Source organism: Maritalea mobilis, assembly GCF_004363175.1.
GTDB classification, from domain to species: Bacteria; Pseudomonadota; Alphaproteobacteria; order Rhizobiales; family Devosiaceae; genus Maritalea; species Maritalea mobilis.
Genome location: NZ_SNYR01000001.1, coordinates 1,200,788 through 1,225,427, shown reverse-complemented (window position 1 = coordinate 1,225,427; position 24,640 = coordinate 1,200,788). Strand labels below are relative to the sequence as shown.

Genomic DNA, 24,640 nt, shown 5'->3' with positions numbered 1-24,640 from the left:
ATGACTGAAGCTGTTTTGAATGTAAGCGGGCTAACCAAAAGCTTCCAAATGCATCATTTGGACAACACGTTGCACGCATTTCGTGATGTGAATTTCAGCCTGAAGCAGGGTGAATTTGTGCTGCTTAAAGGGCCAAACGGGGTGGGTAAATCTACCTTGTTGCGCACCATTTATCGCACCTATTTGCCAGTTGATGGCCAAGTGATGTTCCATTCTGCACGAGGTGATATTGATCTGGCGAATGCGGCGGATATTGATGTGGCCCTGTTGCGGGCAGAAGAGATTGGGTTTGTGACCCAGTTTTTGGTGGCGCGTCCGCGTGTGGCGGCAGAAGAGATTGTGGCTGAACCGCTGCGGTTGGCTGGGGTGGCGCCTGAAGATGCGCTGGATCAAGCGCGCCATTGGCTAAATGTGTTTGGCGTGAAGGAGAAGCTTTGGAAAGCATATCCAACCACCTTTTCTGGTGGCGAGCAGCAAAAAGTGAATTTGGCCCGCGCCTTAATTTTGCCGCGGCGATTGCTTCTGCTTGACGAACCTACAGCCTCGCTTGATGCGGGGGCCCGCGCAGCGTTGACCCAGCGCTTGGACGAATTGAAAAAAGAAGGTGTGGCCATGATCGGCGTTTTTCACCACCCTGGTGATGTGGCTGATTTGGTGGATCGCACCATTGAACTGACAATTGTAAGCGAAGAACGGAGACCGGCTGATGTGGCTGTCTGATCTGAGAATTGTGCAACATGACCGTGTGATTGAGCGCGGTGCAGTGCGGATTGATAATGGCCTAATTGCCGAAATCCGCGAAGAACCTGTAGCCGGCGGTATTGCTGGCGATGGCCTGGCGCTTATGCCGGGCTTTATTGATATGCACGGGGACATGATTGAGCGCGAACTGGAGCCGCGCCCACGGGTTAATATGCCAGCGGAAATCGCTTTCCGCGAATTGGATCGCCGCTTGGCAGGTGCTGGCGTTGTCACCGCTTATGCCGCTGTTTCCTTCACCACAGGTGCTGCCGCCGGTGAAATGCGGTCGTTTGAACATACGGGCCAAGTGATCCGCGACTTATGTGCTGTGCGCGACAAGTTGAATGTGGACCACCGTATTCATGCGCGTTTTGACATCACGCTGGACAATGCGTTGAGTGTTATTCGCGGATTGATTGAAGATGACACGTTGGATTTGGTCTCGCTGATGGATCATACGCCGGGCCAGGGCCAATATCGAGATATTGAGCGGCATATTGAACATGTGGCGCATATGCGCGGCATTTCCCGCACCGAAGCGCAAGCGCTGGTGGAACGGAAGATTGCAGATCGCACGCGCCCGGAAGATGTGTTAACTGCGACATTGCGCGAAATTTCAGATTTGTGCAAAGCGCACAAAGTGATCATGGCCAGCCATGATGACGACACGGTTGAAAAAGTCGCACTGATGAACGCGTTTGGTGTGGCGATTTCCGAATTTCCAGTAGACATGATCGCGGCGAAAGAAGCCCATGCCTGTGGCTTGGCCAATGCGATGGGTGCGCCGAATGCTTTGCGTGGCCAGTCTTATTCCGGCAATTTGTCGGCGCGTCAGGCACATGAAGCTGGCGTGTTGGATATTTTGGCATCTGACTATCACCCAAGTTCAATTTTGCCTGCGATTTTGATTTTGGCGCAAACTGATCCGAACGGATTGCCAGGTGCGGTGCGCTTGGCGACAGCCAACCCGGCCAAAGCGCTGGGTCTGACAGATCGTGGCCGTATTGAAGTTGGTCAAAAGGCCGATCTGGTGATCGCGGAAACGGATGGCATGGGGCATATTGTGACCAGCATGCGCAATGGCCGTGTGATCTATTCTGATGGGGTTGTTGGCCTCAACAAAGCGGCCTGAAAGGCTGAATAAATACCGGATGAATTGGGTTTCAACCAATTCATCCGGACTTGTGACACAAGTTTTATATTTCTGCACATAGAGCGTCATTTAGGCGCGGTATCACTTCCCTAAATCATCCGAATGAAAAGGGGAGGGTGAAATGACCGCTCTTAATATTTCTGGACTTTCAAAGCATTTTGGCACCACCAAAGCGGTGGATAGCGCCACGCTCGACATTGAAGCTGGGCAGTTTGTGGGCGTGATTGGCCGCTCCGGTGCTGGCAAATCCACTTTGCTGCGGTTGATCAACCGCTTGATCGAACCGACAGAAGGTTCTGTTTCGTTCGATGGCGTCGACATCACCAAGCTAAAAGGCAAGGCCCTGCGCCAGTGGCGGCGCGATTGCGCGATGATCTTTCAACAATTCAACCTGGTGGACCGGTTGGATGTGATCACTAATGTGTTGATTGGCCGGGTGGCCGAGCACGGCGTTCTGTCGTCCACTGCAATGCGTTTTTCTGATGAAGAGCGCACCATGGCGGCAAAGGCGCTTGATCGGTTGGATATGGTGCCGTTTGCCTTGCAACGTGCTGGCACCTTATCTGGCGGACAACAGCAACGCGTCGCCATTGCTCGCGCGCTGGTTCAAAACCCACGCATTATGTTGGCGGATGAGCCAATAGCCTCGCTCGATCCGGGCAACGCAACCCGCGTGATGGATGCACTGCGCACCATCAATGAAGAAGATAAACTCACAGTTTTGGTCAATTTGCATACGCTGGATACAGCGCGCGAATATTGCGGGCGGATCATCGCCATGCGCCAAGGCCAAGTGATGTTTGACGGCCCAGCCCACGAGCTCACCGATGCGGTTGTGCGCGATATTTATGGCGCAGATGGCCTGGACGATTTCAACGAAGCTGTAACCTCAACTTCGGTCGGCAATCGGCCACGCGTTGCAGCATAATTCCCAACACCTAACCAGCATATCTATCAGGAGAACCCCCATGAAGTTGCTGACAAGTACTGCGCTTTTGGCGTTGATGATGACCCCTGCCTTTGTTGCACCAGCTGCGGCAGAAGGTTGGAAAGACGATTATCAAGTTGTGAAATTTGGTATTCTTTCTGGCGAAAACGAGCAAGACCGTTTGGAGCGTAACGAGCCTTTGCGTTCTTATCTTGAAGAAACACTTGGCGTTAAAGTTGAGTTCTTCACCGCTGGAAATTATGATGGTGTTGTGCAGGCCATGGCCGCTGACCAAATCGAATTTGCGAGCTTTGGTTCTTCTTCATATGCAGCGGTTTACAATGCCACAAATGGCGGTGTGATCCCGTTTTTGACTTCACAAAAATTGAATGGCAACACAGGCTACCGCTCAATTGTGGTCACACGTTGTGACAGCGGCATTAAGAGCCTTGCTGACGCCAAAGGCAAAGTACACGCTTTTGCTGACCCAGACTCAACTTCTGGCTATGCGGTGCCTTACTTCAACTTCATCGAAAAAGAAGGCTTTAAGCCAGAGGAATATTTCTCTGCTGTGCCATTCTCTGGTTCGCATGAAGCTGGTGTGCAAGGCGTTGTAAACGGCACATTCAACACTGCGTCAACATATCAGAACAATGACGAAGATGGCGTTTATCAACGCATGGAAAACAAAGGCATGATTGACGAAGGCGTTGTTTGTAAAATTTGGGAAAGCCCAGAAATTACATCTGGCCCTTGGACTGCTCGCGCCAGCTTGCCTGAAGAAATGATTGCTGATTTTGCTGAAGCCATGAAGGCGTTTCCAACAGCGCGTCCTGAAGATTACAAAGTTTACTCTTCATTCGACCCTGAAGATCCAAACCCAGATAATGGCTATGTGGAAGTTGACCATGAGCGTTATCAGTGGATCGTTGATATGCGTGAATGGCTGCGCCAACAGCGTCGTGGCGGCTAAGAACTGACAAGATGGGGCGGACTATGTCTTTTGGGCATAGTCCGTTCTTTTATTGAAGGAAGAGCATATGACCTTGCAGGCGACCAGCATACATGATTTGCCGCCCAGCAGCTCGGCGATGGACCAGTTTGAGCACGATTTTAATGCCCACAGACGCAGCATGCGCGTCAATTGGGCAATTGGCAGTTTGGTCTTTTTTGTCCTGTTTGTGGTGACGGCTTGGATTGGTGACTTTTTCAAAGTGACCCAAGTGACCACCATTGATGGTGCCCGCGAGTGGCAATGGATTATTTCAGCCGGATTGCCCCGATTGGGCGAATTTATTGTGCAGACCATCCCCACTTTAACGTGGGAAAATCTGGGTGCAGATTTGGCCAATTGGTTTTGGCGCTGGCCCGTGTGGATGCAGCTTTTGCTCGAGACGATTTTGATCGCGTTTATGGCGACGGTGCTTGGGGTGATTGGCGGTTTCGTTCTGTCGTTTCCGGCGGCCCGAAATTTGACGCCCAATAAATATGTGCTTTGGGTGTGTCGTCGCTATTTGGAAATTGCACGTACGGTGCCTGAACTGGTTTGGGCGCTGATCTTTGTGTTTTGCTTTTCTGTTGGGCCAATGGCTGGCGTGTTGGCGATTGCGCTACATGCCACAGGATCGCTGGGTAAGCTCTATTCTGAAGTCAATGAGAATATCGATATGCGTCCGCTGGAGGGCGTGAAAGCTGCCGGGGGCAGTTGGTTCGATCAAATCCGCTATGGCGCTGTGCCGCAGGTGATGCCGAATATCATCAGCTACACATTGCTGCGCTTTGAGATCAATGTGCGGGCCTCCTCAATCATTGGCTATGTGGGCGCAGGTGGCTTGGGCCAAGAATTCCGCACGGCGATGAGCTTTCAAGAATATACCGATTTATCGGCCCTCTTTATCATCATTTTCGTCACCGTGATGGTGATTGATTTTCTATCGGAAAAACTGCGTCACCGCATTATCGGCATGGGAGAGCGCACATGAATGTGACTGAAAAAGAAATCGCCCATTATCGCGCGCAGGTTCCGCATTTATACAGCGAACCATTGCAGGTGCGTTTACAGCGGGCCGCGGTTTGGGTTGGCATTGTCGGCCTATTTATTTACTGCCTGATTGTGTTCGATTTTTCGCCTGCACGGATTATGACCGGTGTGGAGCGTTTTGGCCGGGTGCTGAGCTTTATGTTCCCGCCTTATATTTGGACAAGCTGGTTTGAGTTTGCGCCGATCTTAGAAGGTCTTTTGGAAACATTGGCCATCGCCTTTTTGGGCACTGTGCTTGGTGCGGTCATCGCGTTCCCGCTGTCATTTTTGGGCGCGAAAAACATCAACCGCATTCCGTTTTTACGGCATACAACGCGTCGGGGTTATGATGTGATCCGGGCGTTTGAAACCTTGATCTTGGCACTGATCTTTATCCGTGCGTTTGGCCTGGGGCCGCTGCCGGGAATTTTGGCGATGGCTGTTTCCGAAATTGGCACATTCGCCAAACTGTTTTCTGAGGCGATTGAGAATACCTCTGAGAAGCCCGTTGATGGGGTGAAAGCCTCCGGCGGCTCGCGGTTCCAAACGGTGCGGTTCGGGGTGATGCCACAAGTGAGCCCGGTGATCATTTCCATACTGCTTTACAATTTTGAGTCTAACGTACGGTCCGGCACGATTTTGGGCATTGTGGGCGCAGGCGGTATTGGCTTTTTGCTGTCGGATCGGATTTCGGCATACAAATGGGATGAAGCATGGTCGATCATCTTTTTGATCATCATCATGGTTTACATCATTGACTGGTTGAGCGCGAAAATTCGTAAGAAGATTATTGGCGAGTTTGGCGACACAAAATAACGCAAAATGCCATGCGACACTGTTCTAACTGGGGCGCGATCTGCGCCCCACTTTCAATTAAGGGATGAAAAATGAAGCAATTGAGTGAAGCGCCAACAATACACCCGGAAGCTGATCTGAAGGACTGCACTCTGGGTGCATGGACCGATGTGGGCAAAGGCACCATGATGCGCGAAAGTGAAATGGGTGATTATTCCTATATTACCCAAGATTGCCACGTGGTGTGGACCAGCATTGGCAAGTTTTGCTCCATTGCAAATTCGGTGCGGATTAACCCGGGCAACCATCCAACCTGGCGGGCCTTGCAGCATCATTCAGTCTATCGCGCCGAGCAATATGATCTGGGGGACGACGACCAAGAGTTTTTTGACTGGCGCAAAGACCATTGGGTACATATCGGCCATGATGTGTGGATTGGTCACGGGGTAACCGTGACCGCAGGGGTGACGATTGGCAATGGCGCAGTTGTTGGTGCCGGGGCGGTGGTGACGAAAGATGTTGCACCCTATAGTGTTGTTGGTGGCGTGCCTGCCAAACTGATCAAGCGCCGCTTCACCGAAGCGCAGGCGGAAGCGCTTGAGCAAATCGCAGTTTGGGACTGGCCACGCGACAAATATAAGGCCGCTATTCCGGATATTAGAGCATTAGATATTGACGCATTCATTGAAAAATACCGCTGAAGACCAAGCCGCTACGGCTGCGCCTAAACCCAAAAAGCGCAAAATCTTCGATGGTGGATTTCTGGTTCTTGTGGCGATGACGCTGTTTGCAGCGATCGGTGTTATCGCCCAAAAGGGCCTTTGGCGGGTGGTTGAAATATTCGGCGAAACCATCGTGTTTGCGGTCACCCTGTCACCGAAAATTCTCGGCGGTGTGTTTATCGCAGCGGCCATCCCATTGCTGGTGTCCAATGATAAAATTGCCAATATGGTTGGCGGGGAACGCGGCATTTGGGGGCTCGGACTGGCGGCTTTTCTCGGCGCGCTGATGCCGGGTGGTCCCATGATGGTTTATCCGTTGGCGGCGGGCTTTGTTGTGGCTGGCGTTGATGCTGGTGCGCTTGTTGCTTTTGTGACCGGGTGGAGCCTGCTGAATCTTAATCGCACATTGATCTGGGAAATGTCTTTCTTGCATGCAGACTTTGTTTTGCTGCGCTTATCCATATCAGTTATCTTGCCCATTATATGCGGCCTCGCCGCACGGAAGATGTTTGCGGAGGCGCGAGCATGAATATTTTGATCGGCACGATTGTGATTTGGGTAGGCGTTTTTTATGCGTGGCAGCGGCTCGGGCGCACTGGTCAGCGAGGCGAAGCGCTGACGGCAGCGGTTGAATTGTTAAAGTTCACCTTGCCACGCATTGGCATCGCATTGCTGGGCGCAGGCCTGTTTGCAGAGCTGTTACCGCAGGATCAGGTGCGATCGGTATTGGGTAAAGAGGCGGGCTTTGGCGCTATCGTGCTGGCCAGTTTTCTTGGCCCGATCACGCCAGGCGGGGCCTTTGTTTGCTTTGCAATTAGCGCGGGCGCGCTGAAAGCTGGCGCAGCCATTGCACCCGTTATGGCCTACACCACAGCGTGGGCGCTGTTCTCCACCAGTAAGATCCTCGCTTATGAATTGCCTTTGTTGGGCGGACGCAACTTTATGCTGCGCTTTGCTGTAACATGGCCGATACCGCTATTGGTGGGTGGGATTGTCTATTTCCTCGCTTAGCTGCGCGGCAAAGTTTTGCGCGGCAGCCAAGGTTTGGCGGCCGGAATGGGCATAGTGATTGCCTTTTAGCTCGATGATGATGCCAGGAGGTTTTTCTAGCTTGAGTGCATTTGCAATGGCTTCAAAATCGATGGTGCCAAAGCCGGGGGCGGCATGCATGTCGCCAATGCCGAAAAATAACCGTTCGCCATCATTATCCCATTTGATGGTGGCGGGGGCGCCTGTGGAATCGGAGAAATGGATATGCCCGATATGCGGTTCCAAATCGGGCAGTTTGTCTAAAACATCATAGCCCTGCAGCGTTGCACCTTGTTGGGCATGGCTCACATCAAAACAAGCCACAAGGTGCGGATGATTGATGCGGGAAAGCTGGTTGGCCAGAGCGCTCAAATCCAAGGCATAAGATGTCTCGGTGCCTGCAATATTGTGGCGATTGGGATTGAGGTTTTCATAGGCAATTGTGACGCCTAGATTTTGGGCCCGGTCGGCCAAAACATGCAAATCTTCAGCCTCGAGCGCCAGTAAGTTGCTGGCATTGTCGGCCCAATGGCCGGGATGCACACGGCCTGGATGCAGGACCATGATTTCGGCGTCGCATTCGGCGGCCAATTCAAGGCTGGCCATAGCTGCGCGCAAATGATGCTCAATATGGGGGCGGTCCATTAAATTGATGGCAATTGGCGCATGAAGAGAATAGGCAATCTTTTGACGCGCCAGAATATTTTTCAATTTGGCGAGGCGTTCGGGCATCAATCGGCAGGCAGAAACAGCATCAAGATTGGAGGCATTTAGCTCGCAAAAATTGGCGCCCATATCGACTTGTTGAGCAATGCGCTTGCCCAATGCGTCCAAATCCCCTTGCTGGCCATAATTGCCGACGCTAAAGCCAATTCGATTTTCCATGATGGTGATCACCGCTATTTGATTTTTGTTTTGGTTTTAGGCGGGTTAGGTGTCACTTCGGTGACAAATTGCTGCCATGAGCTGCGGCGAAACTGAATTTGTGCGTTTGCATAAAACGGGTTTTGAAACGGGCTTAGCACTATGGTAGGGTTTGGCGGTTAAGATCGGTCTTAAGTTAAGTGTTTGGAGTAGCAGCAAATTGTCTAATTTGGTGCGTAAGGGTTTTGCGGGAATTTCTGTCGTCGCGCTGCTGAGTATGGCCGCGGCGCCTGCAAGTGCGTTCAGTTTATCTCAATTGTGGCCGTTTGGCGGAGGTGAAGCGCGGATCACCAGCGCTGCCAATCTGGAGCCTGTGGCGGGCGAGGTGCGCTATGCAACGCAAATCCAAGTGGATAATGCCGATCTTGAACAAGTGATCGCCAATGCCTCGCTTTTGGTGAGTGATCAAGCTGAAGCGCCTGAAGATAGTGTGAGCCTTTTAACCCGCGCCAGAGTGGATCAAAAGCGCATTGTGGCCGCCATGTATGGCGAAGCTTATTATGGCGCGGTGCTGAAAATTTTGATCAATGGCACCCCGTTGGATCAGGTGCCGCTGGATGTGAACCTTGAAGGTAAAGCCACTCAAGTCACCATTCAGGTGGAAGCGGGGCCGCAATTTGTGTTTGCGACACCAGATGTGCGCACCAATGGGCAGCCGCTGGTGGTGGCGGATTATGGTCTGCGCGCGGGCGATGTGGCCAAATCAGATGTGATTTTGGAGGCGCAAAACGCAATCCTGTCTGAATGGCGGGACAAGGGCTATGCCTTTGCTGAAGTGGTGGATCGGACCATTGAGGCAGACCACCGGACAAACCAACTTGATGTCACTTTGCGCATTGAAACGGGGCAGTTGGCCCATATCGGCAATGTGCGGGTTTCTGGCGCAAAAGATGTGCGCGAGCAGACCATTATTGAAATTGCTGATCTGCCGCGTGGTGAGATTTATCGTCCGCAAATCACCAAGCGTGCAACGCGTAATTTGCAGGAATTGGGTGTGTTCAACAGCGTGGTGATCAAGCGCGAGCGCCGCGCGGATCGACCCGATTTGGTTGATTTGAATATTGAGGTGAGTGAGCGCAAGCCGCGCACCATTGGTGTAGGCGCCACAATCGGCAATACAGATGGGCTGGGCGTTGAAGGTTTCTGGGTGCACCGCAATTTGTTTGGCAGTGCAGAAAAAGTGCGGGTTGAAGGTTCGGTCAATCGCATCGGTCAAGGCGGGCTGGATCAGCTCGATTTCCATACAGCGCTGGTTTATTTCAAGCCCAATGCATTTGGCCCAAAAACAAGTTTTGAAGGCAAAATCTCATTTGACATTGAGAACCCGAAGGCCTTCACCAAGCGCGGCGGTAAAATTGAAGCCAATTTGACGCATGATATTACGGACGAATTGAGTGTGCGTGGCGGTTTGACGGGCGAATATGCGGTGTTGACTGTGGATGGCGTGACCACCAATCAGTCTATAGTTTCGGCCCCCTTTGAGTTGACATATGACACGCGCGATGACGCGCTTAATCCCACCGAAGGTATTTTTGCTGTTGCCTATGCAGAGCCAACTTACGCTTTTGACAGTGGTGCGCAATTTGTAAAAACTTCGGTGAAAGCCAGCACCTATTATGCATTTGATGATGAAGCCAAATTGGTTTTGGCAGGTCGTGCGGCGGCTGGTTCGATCATCGGTGCGGATTTGGCTGACGTTCCGGTGGACCGTCGGTTCTTTGCTGGCGGTGCCGGCTCTATTCGTGGCTATGCCTTCCAAGCGGCTGGGCCGAGAACGGGCGCAGGCGTGCCCACTGGTGGGTTGTCCTACTTCGAAACATCAGCAGAAGTGCGTTACAAAGCAACCGAGCAAATTGGCGTGGTTGGCTTTGTGGATATGGGCGGCGCCTTCACGTCGAATATACCGGGGCAGGGCGGCGATATTTATACCGGTGTTGGCGTTGGCGTGCGTTATTTGACACCGCTTGGGCCGATCCGTGCAGATTTGGCGATCCCACTTAAAAATATTTCTGGGGAACCAAATTATGGCCTATATCTTGGTATAGGACAGGCTTTTTAACCTAAAGCCGTCTGATCGCAGGATTTAGCCGAAGGCCCTCCGTATGAATGCAGCAAAAAAATGGATTTGGCGGATCACGCTGCCCCTTTTGGTGGCGGTGGTTTTGGCGCTGGGTGCCATTTCGTTTTTGTTGCTCACATCGCCTGGCCGCGATTTTACCGGAAATTACATTGCAAACACTGTGAGCAATGAATCGCAGCAGGTGGAAATCACCGGCCTGAAGCAAGTGCTGGGCGATAAATTGCGGATCGATCAAGTTCGGCTGAGCGATGTGGACGGCGTATGGGCAGAGCTCAATGACGTGCAGTTGGATTATCAACTGGGCCAGCTCTTTTCGCGTCGGCTGATGCTGGATCGATTGGCGGTAGCCAAAGTGCAGCTTTATCGACTGCCCAAAGCACCAGAAAGCCAAGATGCGCCTGCCTCTCCCCTCGCATTTCCTGAGCAGTTTTTGCCTGATCCCTTGCGGGCTGCGGATATTGATCAAATTTCGATTGATGAAATTGTTTTGGACGAACCCGTGCTGGGCACAGCGCGACGCTTGGCGCTAAGCGGCAATGTGGATGCGCAAAATGTGCCGCTGAACACACATGGTGAATTGCGGTTGATTTCGCTTGATCGTAATGCGCCGATTTTGGATGCCGACTGGACCATCGCGCCAAATGAAGATGGTTTTGGCCTTACGCTGGCCATTGATGAGCCGGGCGAAGGCTTGTTTGCTGATCTGATTGATATTCCCGGTCGTCCTGCATTTGAAGCGCGAATTGCGACCAGCGGGCCGTTGTCCAACCTCAAGGCAGATTTGAGCGCAGCATTGGATGGGCGCGAAGCGGTTAAAGGTGCGCTTGTTGTGTCCCTAACTGGCGAACAACAGGGGCTTCAAGCTGAGTTGGTGGGGCAATTGGCACCGTTTATGCCGGATATGTTGGTGCCATTTGTGGCAGGGCAATCGCAGCTCAATATTGATGCGGTGCGTCGCGGTGACAATGAATTTGATGTGCGCAGCGCTCGGTTCCGCTCCGCCCTGACGCAAATTGAAGCGCGCGGCACCTATGCGGCGGATGCAGTTGATTTGTCGCTGACTGGACAATTTGGTGATGAGGAAACCGAGGTTGCATTCTCGCCCGATGGCAAGACTGAAATGCGCTTGGGTGCTGTCAAGTTGAATGGCCAATTAAGCGGTGCGTTGTCCGCAGCCGATTTGGTGTTGAGCGGGCGTGTGGCGCAATTGAATAGCGCCGATGCAAGCTTTGAGGATGCACAATTCAACGTTCGCGCTTCTGCCTTCGATCTGAATGAGCGGCAGGGCAATTTAGATGTGAGTGCCAAAATGGCATTTGCCCAATTGCAGAACCCACAGATTGATCCGCTGCTGGTGGGGCCAATCGGTTTGGCAACGACCTTAAAGGTTTCGCCGGATCAATATCAGTTCGAGGACTTAAAGCTCGAAAGCGCGGCCCTGACGGCTCGAGGTAAGGGCAGTTTTGAGCCTGAAACACAAAATCTAATCGCGGAACTCAATGCCGACATCGCGCCACAGCAGGATGGGATTTACGGTCAGTTGTTCGCCAATGGCACCGGGCAAATTGAAGTGCGTTTGGTGCGCGATGGGCAAAAGCTTGCTGCTGAGCGGTTGGTTGTGAGCAGTGGTAATTTGAATGCTGAATTGGCTGCAGAACTGACGGCTGGAGGCCTTGGCGCACAGGGCAATATTGGCTTTGCTAAGCTATCTGCGTTTGATCCGCGCCTTGAAGGACAAGCCAAGTTTGATCTTGAAGCAAGCGGTGCGCTGAACAATCCGCAGGTCAAGTTGCAATTGGCCAGCCAGGGTGTGCGACTTGAAGGTGAGCCGCTGGAAGATTTGAGCGGCACAATTGAAGGTGGCTTAACTGATGGGATCAAACTGGCGCTAAACGCCACTTATCGGCAGTCGCCTGTTGAGGTTCAGGCCGAATATATTCAGCAAGAAGACGGTCGGCAATTGCTGCGAAATGTGAAGGCCAATGTGCCCGGTGGTCGTGCCGAGGGGGCGCTGGTCATTTCAGGCGATGGCTTGTTGGAAGGTAGCTTTGCGCTAGCTGTTGCTGATTTGAAAGAGTTGGCGCCGCTGCTGTTACAAGAAGGGTTGGCAGGCAATCTCAATGGCAAATTGGTGCTGGATGCTACCGATGGTCAGCAGAATGTGCAGTTTGAAGCTTCGGCAGATGAATTGTCTATGGCGACAGCGAAGGCGCAGAATGTGCAAATCGGCGCGCGGGCAAATGACCTATTTGGTACGCCAATTCTCGACGGTACGGTTCGGGTTGAAACAGTGCGTGCCGCCAATGAACGGCTATCGGATGTGCGGTTTGATCTGCGTAGCGAAGGGCAAAATTACCCGTTTGTTTGGCAAGCCGAATATGAAGGTGATCAGTTGCGTGCAGCGGGCAATGGCGCCTTGGGCGACGATGGATTTGCCCTCAATTTGGCAGAGTTTTCGGGTCGGTATCAGAATGTGCCGCTGGAGCTGACACAGGCCGCGACACTTACACCTGCAGATAATGGCTTTGATCTGGCGTTGCCGGGTTTAACCGTTGGTTCAGGGCGTGTTTCAGCGAATGGCCAGATTGGCGATCAGCTTAATCTTGAGGCACAATTGGATGATTTTCCGCTCAATTTGATCGAGAATTTTGCCAGCACCGGGCAGGCGATTGAAGGCAATTTGACGGGTCGCGCGACAATCACTGGCAGTGCCTCGGCACCCAAAGTAGATTATCGCTATCAGGCCAATGGGTTTTCTGTTGCGCTGAGCCGCAGTAATCAATTGTCATCGCTCAGCCTTTCGGGTTCTGGCACATTCGCCAACAATCAATTGTCGATGCAAAATGATATTCAAGGCGGCGGCGCATCGGCTCGTGCCAACGGTAATATCAATCTGGCATCCAATGCCTTGAACATTGATGTAGCCGGGCAATTGCCCTTTGAATATTTGGCGCAACCCTTGTCGCGGGCAGGTCTGCGGTTGACGGGTGCCGCCTCCATCAATGCAAAGATTACGGGCAGCACTGCTGTGCCGCGATATCAGGGGCAAGTGAGCACCAGCGGTGCCCGGTTGTTGGATGTTGCGTCTAAAGTTTCGGTTTCGAATATTGAAGCCAATATTGCGCTTAACAATGATCGGGCACAGGTGGTGCAGTTGAACGGCACAATCGGCGGTGGAGGCCAATTGTCCGTGACAGGGGAAACCTCCCTAAGGCCCGCAGAGAATCTGCAAAGCAATTATGATATTCGTGTGCGCAATGGCTCATATGAAGATGGTACATTGTCGACGCAGTTTAATGCGGATTTGCGGCTGACAGGACCGCTGGCCACGGGCGGTTCAATTGGCGGCGTTGCCAATATTGATCAAGCCAGCATCATCATTCCAGAGCAGTTGGGTGGCGGCGTGTCGCCAGTTGATATTCAACATAAAGGCGCTTCCGGCGCGGTGCAGCAACAGGCGGCTGAGTTGGCGCCGAAGCCTGCCGCGAGTGGTGGCAGCGGTGGCGGCATGAATTTGGACATTCAGGTAAACGCGCCGCGACGTATCTATGTGCGCGGTCGTGGTGTGGATGCTGAGTTGGGCGGGCAATTGCGTATTTTGGGCACCACAGGCAATCCATCGCCATCCGGGCAAATCAGCCTGATGCGTGGCCGCGTGGATTTGCTGACCAAGCGCTTCGACTTTGACACCGGGCAAGTCATTTTCCGCGGTACCATGGACCCTTCATTGAACTTCAGCGCCAGCACCCGCAGCGATGGCTATATTTATTCGATCATTGTGCAGGGTTATGCGTCTTCGCCTGAATTTTCATTCCAATCCTCGCCAAGCCTGCCGCAGGATGAAGTGGTGGCCAATCTGTTCTTTGGCAAAAGCTTGGGCGAGCTTTCTCCGCTGCAATTGGCGCAATTGGCGAATGCTGTTGCCACGTTGAATGGCTCTAATTCTGGTCCCGGATTGTTGGATCGCCTGCGCTCTTTGGCGGGTGTCGACAATATCGACATTAAGAGCAATGAGCAGGGCGAAACCACAGTTGGCATTGGCGGTTATTTGAATGATCGCACCTATGTAAATGTTGAAAAAGGTACCAAGGCTGCCGACGATAAGGTGACAATTGATTTGGAGATCACCGACAGTTTGAAAGCGCGTGGTGAGACTTCGGGTGATGGCAACACTGAAGCGGGTATCTTTTTCGAGAGAGATTATTAGACCTCGCCGGAGTTGATTATTGCCGCTGATCTGCGTACCAGTTGTGCCATGATAATTCTCGACAACATCATTTCAGATCGCGGATCAAAATATGCGGTTTCGGGTGGCCCTTGCCATTCTGCAGATGAGGCAAAAGCTTTCATCAAAGAACTGAAACGCAAGAAGAAATTCGCCAAGGCTACGCACAACACTTGGGCGGTCATCTGCGGTGAGGAAGAGATTAAAAATGATGATGGCGAGAGCGGCGCGGGCATGATCATTCTGCAAATGCTGGCGCGGGAAGAGTTACACAATCACATCATTGTGGTGACGCGCTGGTATGGCGGCAAACATTTGGGTGGCGATCGGTTTCGCCATGTGAAAGATGCGGTTCGGTTCTATTTGGATGAGCTTTAGAGTTTTAGAAAACTCTAGGTAAATTTCCGGAAAAATTTAGTACGGTCGAACATGACCTCTAACTCTTCCATCCGCTGGCGGGTTTTAGGCCAGGTGCGGGTTTGCACGTCGGCAATGATGGTTTCCACCACCAGCATTGTGGTCACCGAACTGTCCCAAGCCGAAGGCACAACGATTTTCACGCTGAAAGTGTGATCCGCCAATTTGGCGATGGGGGAATGCCATTGATCCGTGAACAGGATGATTTTTGCGCCGGCTTCGGCGGCCATTTCGGCGAGGCGCAAGGTGCTGGTTTCGTAGCGGCGCACGTCAAAAATGACGATCACATCATCCTTCTTCATATCGAGAAGATAGTGCGGCCACGCATTTGAAATGGCTTGGATGTGAGTCACATCCTCGCGCAGCACTTGCATGTGCAGGAAGAAATAGTCAGCCAAAGACCGGGTGATGCGCCCGCCAACGATAAACAGGGATCGCTTTGTGTCCGCCAGTAGAGCGCAGGTTTGGTCGAACGTTTCAATATCCAATTGGCCAAGGGAATGGCGGATATTTTCAATCACCGCATCGGTGAATTTGTTGACGATGTGCTCGTTGGGCGCTTGGCCTGCCCATGTGTCGTGCTTGGCAATCGGGTCGGAGATGGTTGCTTCCACCTCGTTGCGCAAGGCTGCTTGAAATTCCGGGAAACCTGAGAAACCAATTTTCTTCACCAAGCGGGCGACTGTTGGGGTGGAGACCCCTGCATTTTTCGCGACCGCCGTGATCGAGCCAAGGCCCGAAACGGGATAGTTCACCAAAATAGATTGGGAAAGCTGGCGCTCTGCGCGCGTCAGATTGTCGGCATTGTTTTGCAACAATTCGGCGACTGTGCTGGTGCTTTTTGACACGACAATTTCTCCGTTTCTCTTGGTTTATCAACAATCGAAATGAATATGAAGAAAAGATTTCAGAAAAGATATTGACAGGCGATTGGGTTTTGAAGAAAAATGTACAGAAGAGGGGTGGATGTGAATATTTCTTCAGAAAAATCGAAAAACATGAATACTGATTTTGAGGCTGTACGGCTGGAGAACCCAGACGGCACATCGCCTGTGCTTTTAATTTGTGAACATGCGTCAAACCATTTCCCACCTCAGTTTAACGGGCTGGGCCTGAGCCAAGAGGTGCAGCAAAGCCACGTGGCATGGGACCCGGGCGCTTACGCTGTAATGCAGCGGATGGGCGAAATTCTTGATGCCAAAATGATTTCTGGCGGCGTTTCCCGTTTAATCTACGATTGTAATCGCCCGCCAGAGGCCGTGGATGCCGTGCCGGTGAAGAGCGAGATTTATGATGTGCCGGGCAATCGCGAGCTAAGTGTTGATGCCTATATGGCGCGGGTATCGCAATGCTACACGCCGTTTCATAAACAAGTTGCTCAAGCCATTAGCTGGGCAAAAGTGCCGCCTGTGCTAGTGACCATTCACAGCTTCACTCCGGTGTATTTTGGCGAGAAACGGGCCACGGAAATTGGCATTTTGCACGATGAAGATTCCCGCCTAGCAGATGCGATGTTGGCCCATGCTGAGCAAATGTCAGCGATGAAGATTGAGCGGAATGAGCCTTACGGCCCCGAAGATGGGGTGACCTATACACTGCAGCGCCACGGCATTGAGCATAAGCTTTTGAACGTGATGATCGAAGTGCGCAATGATTTGATTAAAACTGAAGCGCAGCAAGATGAAATGGCGCAACTGCTCTCGGATATGGTGCAACGGGCTTTGAATACCCTTGATGAAATTAGCGCGGGGGAGGCGAGCTAATGATGTCATTTATGGGCAAATATGTCCGCATTGTTGATGCGATCAATTATCGAATGGGTCGCATCATGATGTACTTTATCTTTGTGATGGTGGCCATTTTGTTGTGGTCTTCTATCTCAAAAACTTTCTTTTTGCCTTCGCTTTGGACCTTGGAAATGGCCCAGTTTGCGATGGTTGCCTATTATATTTTGGGTGGGCCTTATGCCCTGCAAAAAGGGGCGAATGTGCGCATGGATTTGTTCTATGGCACCTGGTCAGACAAGCGGAAAGCGCAGGTGGACGCGATTACCGTTTTGTTTTTGATCTTCTATCTCGGTGTCATGCTCTATGGCGCTTATGACAGCACCAGCTATTCCTTCCAATATGGCGAACGAAGCCCAACCGCTTGGCGCCCTTATCTTTGGCCAATCAAAGTTGTGATGTGTTTTGGCATTTTCATGATGTTGCTGCAGTCCATTTCGGAACTGTTCAAAGACATTGCCACCCTTAAAGGAGTGAAGCTCTAATGCCTTATGAGTTGATTGCCATCTTTATGTTTGCCTCGATGATGCTGATGCTGATGACCGGGCAACGCGTTTTTGGGGCGATTGGCGCGGTGGCGGCAGTTGCAGCGCTTTTCCTTTGGGGAACAGGCGGGTCAGATATTCCGTTTGCATCGGCCATGAAGCTGATGAAATGGTATCCGCTTTTGACCCTGCCCATGTTCATCTTTATGGGCTATGTGCTCTCTGAATCCAAAATTGCTGACGATCTTTACCGCATGTTCCATGTGTGGATGGGGCCGATCAATGGCGGGTTGGCTATCGGCACCATCGGCTTGATGGTGCTGGTTTCAGCCATGAACGGCCTGTCCGTTGCCGGCATGGCAATTGGCGCGACCATTGCGCTGCCTGAATTGCTGCGTCGCGGCTATGACAAGAAGATGGTGACAGGCGTTATTCAAGCTGGATCGTCGCTGGGCATTTTGGTGCCGCCTTCTGTGGTGTTGGTACTTTATGCCATGATTGCGCGGGCACCTGTTGGCCAATTGTGGTTGGCGGGCGTGGTGCCGGGTTTGATTATGGCGGCCCTGTTCATCCTCTATATCTATATTCGCTGTCGTATTCAGCCAGAGCTTGGCCCTGCGCTGAAGGAAGAGGATCGCGATGTGACCACGGCCGAAAAATATCGGTTGTTGGGCGCAGGCGTGCTGCCGATTGTGATCTTCGCGGCGATGATGGTGCCCTTTATCAATGGCTGGACCAGCCTCGTGGAAAGCTCCGCTATCGGTGCGATGACAGCATTCTTGGCGGCGGTGGTGAAACGCCGCATGACGCGAGAAGTTTTTGAAACATCAGTGCGTCAGACCTTGCTGATTTCGTGCATGTTTATGTGGATCATTTTGGCGGCTTTGGGCTTTGGTGCGGTGTTTGACGGGTTGGGCGCAGTGCGCGCTATTGAAAATCTGTTCACCGAGCAATTGGGGCTCAACCCCTGGGTGATCCTGATCATCATGCAGCTTTCATTTTTGTTGATGGGCACATTTTTGGATGACACGGCGATGCTGGTGATTGTGGCGCCGCTTTATGTGCCGCTGGTGGCTGCGCTTGGCTTCGATCTGGTTTGGTATGGCGTCTTGTACACCATCACCACGCAGATCGCTTATATGACGCCGCCCTTTGGCTACAACCTCTTTCTGATGCGGGCAATGGCGCCGCCAGAGATCACGCTGAAAGACATTTATGGCTCGATCTTGCCGTTTGTGTTGGTGATGCTGCTGGCGCTTGGGTTGATCATGGCATTCCCGCAATTGGCGCTTTGGCTGCCAGAAACAGTCTACGGAAAATAACTCAATAATAAGACCCAGAAAATGGGCGCTAAACGCTTCAAACAAGGAGAAGGAAATGACCAACAGACGTAAGTTTCTTGCCGGTGCCGCCATGGCACCAGCGGCTGCATTGGCCACCCCGGCCATTGCGCAAAACAAGATCCGCTGGCGGATGCAAACATATGCTGGCCCGGCTTTGGCTGAGCATGTGATTAAACCTGCCATCGACAGCTTTAACAAAATTGCTGGCGACGAGATGGAAATCGAATTGTTCTTCGCTGACCAGCTGGTGCCCACAGGCGAATTGTTCCGCGCTATGCAAAAAGGCACAATTGATGCGGTGCAGTCTGACGATGACTCCATGGCTTCACCAACAGAAGTGACTGTGTTCGGCGGCTACTTCCCGTTTGCCAGCCGCTATTCTTTGGATGTGCCCGTGCTGTTCAACCAATATGGTTTGAACGAAATTTGGGATGAAGAATATTCAAAAGTTGGCGTGAAGCACCTTTCAGCAGGCGCATGGGACCCATGCCACTTCGCCACGAAAGACCCGATCCGCAGCTTGGAAGATTTGAAAGGCAAACGCGTCTTTACCTTCCCAACAGCGGGCCGTTTCTTGAGCCAGTTCGGTGTGGTGCCGGTGACATTGCCTTGGGAAGATATTGAGGTTGCTGTGCAGACGGGTGAGTTGGATGGTGTTGCCTGGTCAGGCATCACAGAAGACTACACTGTGGGCTGGGCCGATGTGACCAACTACTTCCTCACCAACAATATTTCTGGTGCTTGGGCGGGGTCATTCTTTGCCAATATGGATCGTTATCAAGAGCTTCCTGATCACCTGAAAGAGCTGCTTAAAATTACCATGGACAGCTCTCACTATTATCGTCAATGGTGGTATTGGGGTGGCGAAGCCTCACTTCGGGTAAATGGCACGAAGATGCAACTAACCTCTATTCCTGATCAGGAATGGGATCAGGTTGAAAAGGCCGCGCTAACGTTCTGGGATGAGATTGCTGCTGAATCTGAGACCAAAGCACGCGTGGTTGAAATCTTCAAAAAGTACAATGCGGACATGCAAAAAGCTGGTCGTCCGTATCGCTACAACAGCTAATACAACTGGTCCCGGGGTGTGCATCTTGCTGCTCCGGGACATATTGCCAATTTGAGGGATGACGGACCAGAAATATGCCGGGTAATTTATCATTTGAAAGACTGAAAGAACTGGTCAAAAACGGTGAGGTGGACACCGTTATCGCAGCGCTGCCCGACATGCAGGGGCGGCTGATGGGTAAGCGATTTCATGCGGTTCATTTTGTGGAAAGCGCATGGGAAGAAACCCATTGCTGCAACTATCTTTTGGCAACCGATTTAGAAATGCACACGGTGGAAGGCTATGCCGCCACCAGCTGGCAATCTGGTTATGGCGATTATGTGATGCAGCCGGATATGACCACCTTGCGCCTCGTGCCTTGGCTAGAGGGCACAGCGATGGTGTTGTGCGATGTGCTGGACCATCACACCCATGAAGAAATTCCCCATTCGCCGCGTGCGGTTCTGAAAAAGCAGATCGCCCGGTTAAAAGAATTGGGCTTTGAAGCCATGACCGCGACCGAGTTGGAGTTCTTTATTTTTGAAAAGAGCTTTGATGAGGTGCGCAAATCTGGCTTCAGTGATCTAGAGCCGATCAGCGGCTATAATGAAGATTATCATATCCTGCAAACCACCAAAGAAGAGTCGGTGATGCGCCCCTTGCGCAACCATCTCTATGCGGCGGGAATCCCAATTGAAAACTCAAAAGGGGAGGCTGAAGCGGGGCAGGAGGAATTGAACATTCGCTATGGCGCGGCGCTGGATTGTGCCGATGATCATACCGTCGCCAAACATGCGGCCAAGGAGATTGGCTGGCAGCAGGGGCGGGCTGTGAGCTTTTTGCCCAAATGGCATCATGACCGAGTAGGCAGCTCGTCTCACGTGCACCAATCGCTTTGGAAAGATGGCAGCAATGCCTTTTATGATCCAGACGCGGATTTGAGCATGTCTGAGCTGATGCGCAATTATATGGCAGGGCTGATCAAATATGCGCCCGAGTATACCTATTTTCTAGCGCCCTATATCAACAGCTATAAGCGGTTCCAGAAGGGCACCTTTGCCCCGACCAAAACTGTGTGGTCTGTCGATAATCGCACGGCGGGTTTCCGCTTGTGCGGCGATGGCACCAAGGCCATCCGGGTAGAATGTCGCATCGGCGGATCGGATTTGAACCCTTATCTGGCCGTGGCGGCACAGTTGGCTGCCGGCATTAAGGGCATTGAAGAGAAAATGGAGCTGGCGTCGCAGACATCTGGTGATGTGTATGAGGCGCAAAAGGCTGATGAAATTCCGCAGACCTTGCGGGCGGCAATGGTGACGTTGGACAAGTCTGACATGTTGCGCGCGGCGTTTGGTGATGCGGTGGTTGACCATTATGTGCGTGCCGCAGAATGGGAACAGGAAGAGTTTGATCGGGTGGTGACGGATTATGAAATCGCCCGTGGGTTTGAAAGAGCGTAATATATGACCAATAAAGTGACATGTATCTCCCCGATTGACGGGTCGGTTTATGCCGAACGTCCGGTGCTGAGCGAAAGTGATGCGAAAGCGGCTGTGGCCAAGGCGGCAGCGGCGCAAAAGGCTTGGGCCAAGCGCCCATTGGACGAGCGCATTGCACTGGTGCGCGCGGGCATTGCCAAAGTAGGCGAGATGAATGACCAGATCGTAGAAGAACTGGCGTGGCAAATGGGCCGTCCGGTGCGCTTTGGCGGTGAATTTGGTGGCTTTGAAGAGCGTGGCCTGCATATGGCGAATATCGCCGAAAAAGCATTGGCACCGATTGAGATTGAAGAGAGCGATCAGTTTGTGCGCTATATTGAGCGCATCCCGCACGGGGTGGTGCTGGTCGTGGCGCCGTGGAACTATCCCTATATGACAGCCATCAACACGGTGGCACCTGCTTTAATCGCAGGTAACAGCGTGATGCTGAAACACGCCTCTCAAACCCTGCTGGTGGGCGAGCGTTTGGCTGAAGCGTTCCATGCAGCTGGCGTGCCGGAAGAGGTGTTCCAGAATGTCTTTTTGGACCATGACACCACTTCTGCATTGATTGCGGCGGGCTCCTTCGGCTTTGTGAATTTCACAGGTTCCGTTGGCGGCGGCCAAGCGATGGAAAAAGCGGCGGCAGGCACGTTCACGGGCGTGGGCACTGAGCTGGGCGGCAAAGACCCTGGCTATGTGATGGAAGACGCGGATGTGGACGCAGCTGTTGCCACGTTGATCGATGGCGCCATGTTCAATTCTGGCCAGTGCTGTTGCGGCATTGAACGGATTTATGTGGCTGAAAGCTTGTTTGACGAGTTTGTCGAAAAGTCTGTGAAGTTGGTGTCCAGCTACAAATTGGGCAATCCGCTAGATAGCGAAACAACCATTGGGCCAATGGCCAATGTTCGCTTTGCGGATGAAGTGCGGGCGCAAACCAGTGAAGCCATTGCAGCTGGTGCGAAGCCACTGATTGATCCGGCCCTGTTCCCTGAGGACGATGGCGGTGCATATTTGATGCCACAAATTCTGGTGAATGTGGACCATTCTATGCGCGTGATGCGCGATGAGAGCTTTGGGCCTGTTGTGGGCATCATGAAGGTCAAGAATGATGACGAAGCCATCAAGCTGATGAATGACAGCGAGTTTGGTCTTACGGCCTCGTTGTGGACCAAAGATATTGATCGCGCCAAACGCATTGGCGATCAGATTGAAACAGGCACTGTGTTTATGAACCGAGCCGACTATCTGGACCCGGCTTTGTGCTGGACAGGTTGCAAAAATACGGGACGCGGCGGTGGCCTTTCTGAGATTGGCTATCACAATCTAACCCGTCCGAAATCTTATCATTTGAAGAAAGCCTAAAGAATGAAACTAGTTGGCAATTGGAATTATCCAACACCTATCCGGTTTGGTGCTGGACGTATTGTTGAAATCGCCGATGCATGTGCAGCGGCAGGGATCAAAAAGCCTTTGCTGGTGAGTGATAAGGGTTTGGCCAATTTGGACATCACCACCAAAACCCTCGACCTGTTGGAACAGGCAGGTCTGGGCCGCGCTATGTTTTCAGAGGTTGATCCGAACCCGAATGAGCTGAATGCCGAGGCAGGCATCAAGCAATATCGGGAGGGCGGACATGATGGCGTGATTGCCTTTGGTGGCGGTTCTGCGCTGGATTTGGGCAAAGTAATTGCCTTTATGGCGGGCCAAACGCGCCCGATCTGGGATTTTGAAGATATTGGCGACTGGTGGACACGCGCCGATGCCGATGCGATTGCGCCGATTGTGGCGGTACCAACAACAGCGGGCACAGGGTCTGAAGTTGGTCGCGCGTCGATCATCACCAATTCGGTGACGCACGAAAAAAAGATCATCTTCCACCCGAAAATTCTACCGAGTGTGGTGATTTGCGATCCTGAACTCAGCGTTGGGATGCCGCCATTTATCACGGCGGGCACGGGCATGGATGCGTTTGCGCATTGTTTGGAGGCATTCTGTTCGCCGCATTATCATCCGATGAGCCAAGGCATTGCGCTTGAAGGTATGCGGTTGGTGAAAGAGAATTTGCCCAAAGCCTATAAGGACGGGTCTGACATTGAAGCGCGGGCGCACATGATGTCTGCTGCGGCGATGGGCTCAACGGCGTTCCAGAAAGGCTTGGGCGCTATCCATGCGCTGTCGCACCCGATTGGCGCGGTGCACAACACTCACCACGGCACCACCAATGCGGTTGTGATGCAGCCTGTGCTGCAATTTAACCGCCCAGCGGTGGAAGATCGTTTGGAAATGGCCGCAAATTACCTAGGTATTTCAGGCGGGTTTGACGGGTTTTATGCCTATGTTGGTGAACTGAACGCCGAGTTGGGTATCCCGAAAAATCTCACTGAATTGGGTGTTGAAAATCCTGATTTGGACAAGCTGACCAAGTCGGCTTTGCAAGATCCGAGCACGGGCGGCAACCCAATTGAGATGACTTATGAGAATACGCTGGATTTGTTGAAATCTTGCTTCTGACCCTCAGTCGTTCCCTGTAGACGACGACTTGGCCGGCCACTTTGTGGTCGGCCTTTTTTGTGATCTTTGGCAAATTCTCCGGCACGTGGCATCATTCCCCCGTTTTTAGGGAGGATAAAATGCAAAAATCATACTCGGAACGGCAGGTTGATTACTTGTTGGCACTCATCAATGATGTGGATAGCGCACATGACTTAGTTTGCCAGCTTGGCTTGCAGGAAAAGAAAAATGCAATGGCGACAGCTGAGAAACTTCTTGCCGTGCGAGAAGAAGATGGTGCGATTTGGTCGATGACGCAAATTGAAGAGGTGCGCGCCGCGCATCCTAAATTCTTCAGCGTTGCATTTGACGAAGCGCGCCATCCATTCATCATGGATATTTCGTCGGCGCTTTCAGTGGTGCAGGGCATGCCATCTGCGATCACATTTGGCGTTTTCTTTGAAATCAAATGGGCGAAATGGCCAGAAAATTGGGGCGATGTGCGCTCTCATTTCGCGATAGAAGTGTTTTTCAAGCAAAGGGAATTGCAAGGTCGGCTTGATCGCGCTGAGCGCGAAGTTAAAAATGCGGAATTGCATTTGAAAGAGGCAAAGAAAAATCATCCAAACGATCCAGACCATAGAGATGTAACTGATGCGAGCTATGCCGTTGAGGCAGCGAAAGAACGCAAGAAGGCAATTGAGCGAGAAGTTGATCAGCTGAATGGAGCTATGGCGAAGGGTGATCACACCAAGGCGTGGAAAATCGTGAAAGCGAACATCAAGGCCAAGCTGAGAAAATTACGCCGCGAACTGAAAGGCGTAACTGGCGATACAGATAAAGACAAAGCGAAACGTGCTGAACTCAACAAGGCTATCGCAGGGCATGAAGCGGAAATTGCGAATGCTGAAAAGGATGTCGAAAAAATCAAATAGAACAAAAAAGGCTGGCCGATGGGCCAGCCTTTTTATG

The 24,640-nt window shown here is 52.1% G+C and carries 22 protein-coding genes; 20 read left to right on the top strand and 2 right to left on the bottom strand.

The features are described 5' to 3' along the window. From ATL17_RS05890 to ATL17_RS05850, 9 genes are all read left to right on the top strand, one after another. Positions 1-720, top strand: coding sequence for a phosphonate C-P lyase system protein PhnL (locus tag ATL17_RS05890; RefSeq protein ID WP_133571823.1), 720 nt, complete (start codon positions 1-3; stop codon positions 718-720). After that, positions 707-1,873: an alpha-D-ribose 1-methylphosphonate 5-triphosphate diphosphatase gene (locus tag ATL17_RS05885; RefSeq protein ID WP_133571822.1), complete on the top strand. Its 1,167-nt coding sequence runs from the start codon at positions 707-709 to the stop codon at positions 1,871-1,873. Before ATL17_RS05890 ends, ATL17_RS05885 begins: the two co-directional genes overlap by 14 nt. Positions 1,874-2,015: 142 nt before the next feature. Continuing rightward, a complete protein-coding gene (gene phnC / locus ATL17_RS05880) occupies positions 2,016-2,822 on the top strand; it encodes a phosphonate ABC transporter ATP-binding protein (protein WP_133571821.1) in 807 nt (268 codons plus the stop codon). A gap of 40 nt (positions 2,823-2,862) precedes the next feature. Then, on the top strand, positions 2,863-3,795 hold the full coding sequence (gene phnD / locus ATL17_RS05875) for a phosphate/phosphite/phosphonate ABC transporter substrate-binding protein (protein WP_133571820.1): 933 nt from the start codon (positions 2,863-2,865) through the stop codon (positions 3,793-3,795). A 67-nt stretch (positions 3,796-3,862) separates the two neighbouring features. Then, positions 3,863-4,804: a phosphonate ABC transporter, permease protein PhnE gene (gene phnE / locus ATL17_RS05870; RefSeq protein ID WP_133571819.1), complete on the top strand. Its 942-nt coding sequence runs from the start codon at positions 3,863-3,865 to the stop codon at positions 4,802-4,804. Then, on the top strand, positions 4,801-5,658 hold the full coding sequence (phnE, locus tag ATL17_RS05865; protein ID WP_133571818.1) for a phosphonate ABC transporter, permease protein PhnE: 858 nt from the start codon (positions 4,801-4,803) through the stop codon (positions 5,656-5,658). The genes phnE (ATL17_RS05870) and phnE (ATL17_RS05865) overlap by 4 nt, the downstream gene beginning before the upstream one ends. A gap of 71 nt (positions 5,659-5,729) precedes the next feature. After that, a complete protein-coding gene (locus ATL17_RS05860; RefSeq protein ID WP_133571817.1) occupies positions 5,730-6,338 on the top strand; it encodes a DapH/DapD/GlmU-related protein in 609 nt (202 codons plus the stop codon). After that, positions 6,322-6,888, top strand: coding sequence for a permease (locus ATL17_RS05855; RefSeq protein ID WP_133571816.1), 567 nt, complete (start codon positions 6,322-6,324; stop codon positions 6,886-6,888). The genes ATL17_RS05860 and ATL17_RS05855 overlap by 17 nt, the downstream gene beginning before the upstream one ends. Further along, positions 6,885-7,370 (top strand): hypothetical protein, encoded by a 486-nt coding sequence (locus tag ATL17_RS05850; protein WP_133571815.1) that lies wholly within the window; start codon positions 6,885-6,887, stop codon positions 7,368-7,370. Before ATL17_RS05855 ends, ATL17_RS05850 begins: the two co-directional genes overlap by 4 nt. Here the strand turns inward: ATL17_RS05850 and ATL17_RS05845 are convergent. Continuing rightward, a complete protein-coding gene (locus tag ATL17_RS05845) occupies positions 7,335-8,273 on the bottom strand; it encodes a sugar phosphate isomerase/epimerase family protein (protein WP_133571814.1) in 939 nt (312 codons plus the stop codon). The two genes, ATL17_RS05850 and ATL17_RS05845, sit on opposite strands and share 36 nt — an antisense overlap. Before the next feature lie 199 nt (positions 8,274-8,472). Between ATL17_RS05845 and ATL17_RS05840 the strand changes: the two genes are divergently transcribed. The 3 genes from ATL17_RS05840 to ATL17_RS05830 are packed head-to-tail and all read left to right on the top strand — an operon-like array spanning position 8,473 to position 14,995. Continuing rightward, complete coding sequence (locus ATL17_RS05840) at positions 8,473-10,371, top strand: autotransporter assembly complex protein TamA (RefSeq protein WP_133571813.1); 1,899 nt, start codon at positions 8,473-8,475, stop codon at positions 10,369-10,371. Positions 10,372-10,414: 43 nt separating this feature from the next. After that, on the top strand, positions 10,415-14,599 hold the full coding sequence (locus ATL17_RS05835) for a translocation/assembly module TamB domain-containing protein (RefSeq protein ID WP_133571812.1): 4,185 nt from the start codon (positions 10,415-10,417) through the stop codon (positions 14,597-14,599). A 48-nt stretch (positions 14,600-14,647) separates the two neighbouring features. Then, positions 14,648-14,995 (top strand): YigZ family protein, encoded by a 348-nt coding sequence (locus ATL17_RS05830; protein WP_133571811.1) that lies wholly within the window; start codon positions 14,648-14,650, stop codon positions 14,993-14,995. A 14-nt stretch (positions 14,996-15,009) separates the two neighbouring features. Here the strand turns inward: ATL17_RS05830 and ATL17_RS05825 are convergent, their stop codons facing one another. After that, positions 15,010-15,882 carry a MurR/RpiR family transcriptional regulator gene (locus ATL17_RS05825; RefSeq protein WP_133571810.1) on the bottom strand — a complete coding sequence of 291 codons (873 nt, stop codon included), beginning with the start codon at positions 15,880-15,882 and terminating at the stop codon, positions 15,010-15,012. Between the two features lie 150 nt (positions 15,883-16,032). Here ATL17_RS05825 and ATL17_RS05820 point away from each other — a divergent pair, with 150 nt between their 5' ends. The 8 genes from ATL17_RS05820 (at position 16,033) to ATL17_RS05785 (ending at position 24,603) form a co-directional block, all read left to right on the top strand. Beyond that, on the top strand, positions 16,033-16,797 hold the full coding sequence (locus ATL17_RS05820) for an N-formylglutamate amidohydrolase (RefSeq protein ID WP_133572208.1): 765 nt from the start codon (positions 16,033-16,035) through the stop codon (positions 16,795-16,797). After that, the gene (locus ATL17_RS05815) at positions 16,797-17,303 is read left to right on the top strand and encodes a TRAP transporter small permease subunit (RefSeq protein WP_208111120.1); all 507 of its coding nucleotides are present in this window, start codon (positions 16,797-16,799) and stop codon (positions 17,301-17,303) included. The genes ATL17_RS05820 and ATL17_RS05815 overlap by 1 nt, the downstream gene beginning before the upstream one ends. Next, a complete protein-coding gene (locus ATL17_RS05810; RefSeq protein ID WP_133571809.1) occupies positions 17,303-18,625 on the top strand; it encodes a TRAP transporter large permease in 1,323 nt (440 codons plus the stop codon). The genes ATL17_RS05815 and ATL17_RS05810 overlap by 1 nt, the downstream gene beginning before the upstream one ends. Positions 18,626-18,680: 55 nt before the next feature. Then, complete coding sequence (locus tag ATL17_RS05805) at positions 18,681-19,715, top strand: TRAP transporter substrate-binding protein (protein ID WP_133571808.1); 1,035 nt, start codon at positions 18,681-18,683, stop codon at positions 19,713-19,715. 74 nt (positions 19,716-19,789) lie between these two features. Next, the gene (locus tag ATL17_RS05800) at positions 19,790-21,154 is read left to right on the top strand and encodes a glutamine synthetase family protein (protein ID WP_133571807.1); all 1,365 of its coding nucleotides are present in this window, start codon (positions 19,790-19,792) and stop codon (positions 21,152-21,154) included. A gap of 3 nt (positions 21,155-21,157) precedes the next feature. Beyond that, positions 21,158-22,540, top strand: coding sequence for an aldehyde dehydrogenase family protein (locus ATL17_RS05795; protein ID WP_133571806.1), 1,383 nt, complete (start codon positions 21,158-21,160; stop codon positions 22,538-22,540). A gap of 3 nt (positions 22,541-22,543) precedes the next feature. After that, positions 22,544-23,689 carry an iron-containing alcohol dehydrogenase gene (locus tag ATL17_RS05790; protein WP_133571805.1) on the top strand — a complete coding sequence of 382 codons (1,146 nt, stop codon included), beginning with the start codon at positions 22,544-22,546 and terminating at the stop codon, positions 23,687-23,689. A gap of 119 nt (positions 23,690-23,808) precedes the next feature. Continuing rightward, positions 23,809-24,603: a hypothetical protein gene (locus tag ATL17_RS05785; RefSeq protein ID WP_133571804.1), complete on the top strand. Its 795-nt coding sequence runs from the start codon at positions 23,809-23,811 to the stop codon at positions 24,601-24,603. Positions 24,604-24,640 lie beyond the last annotated feature (37 nt).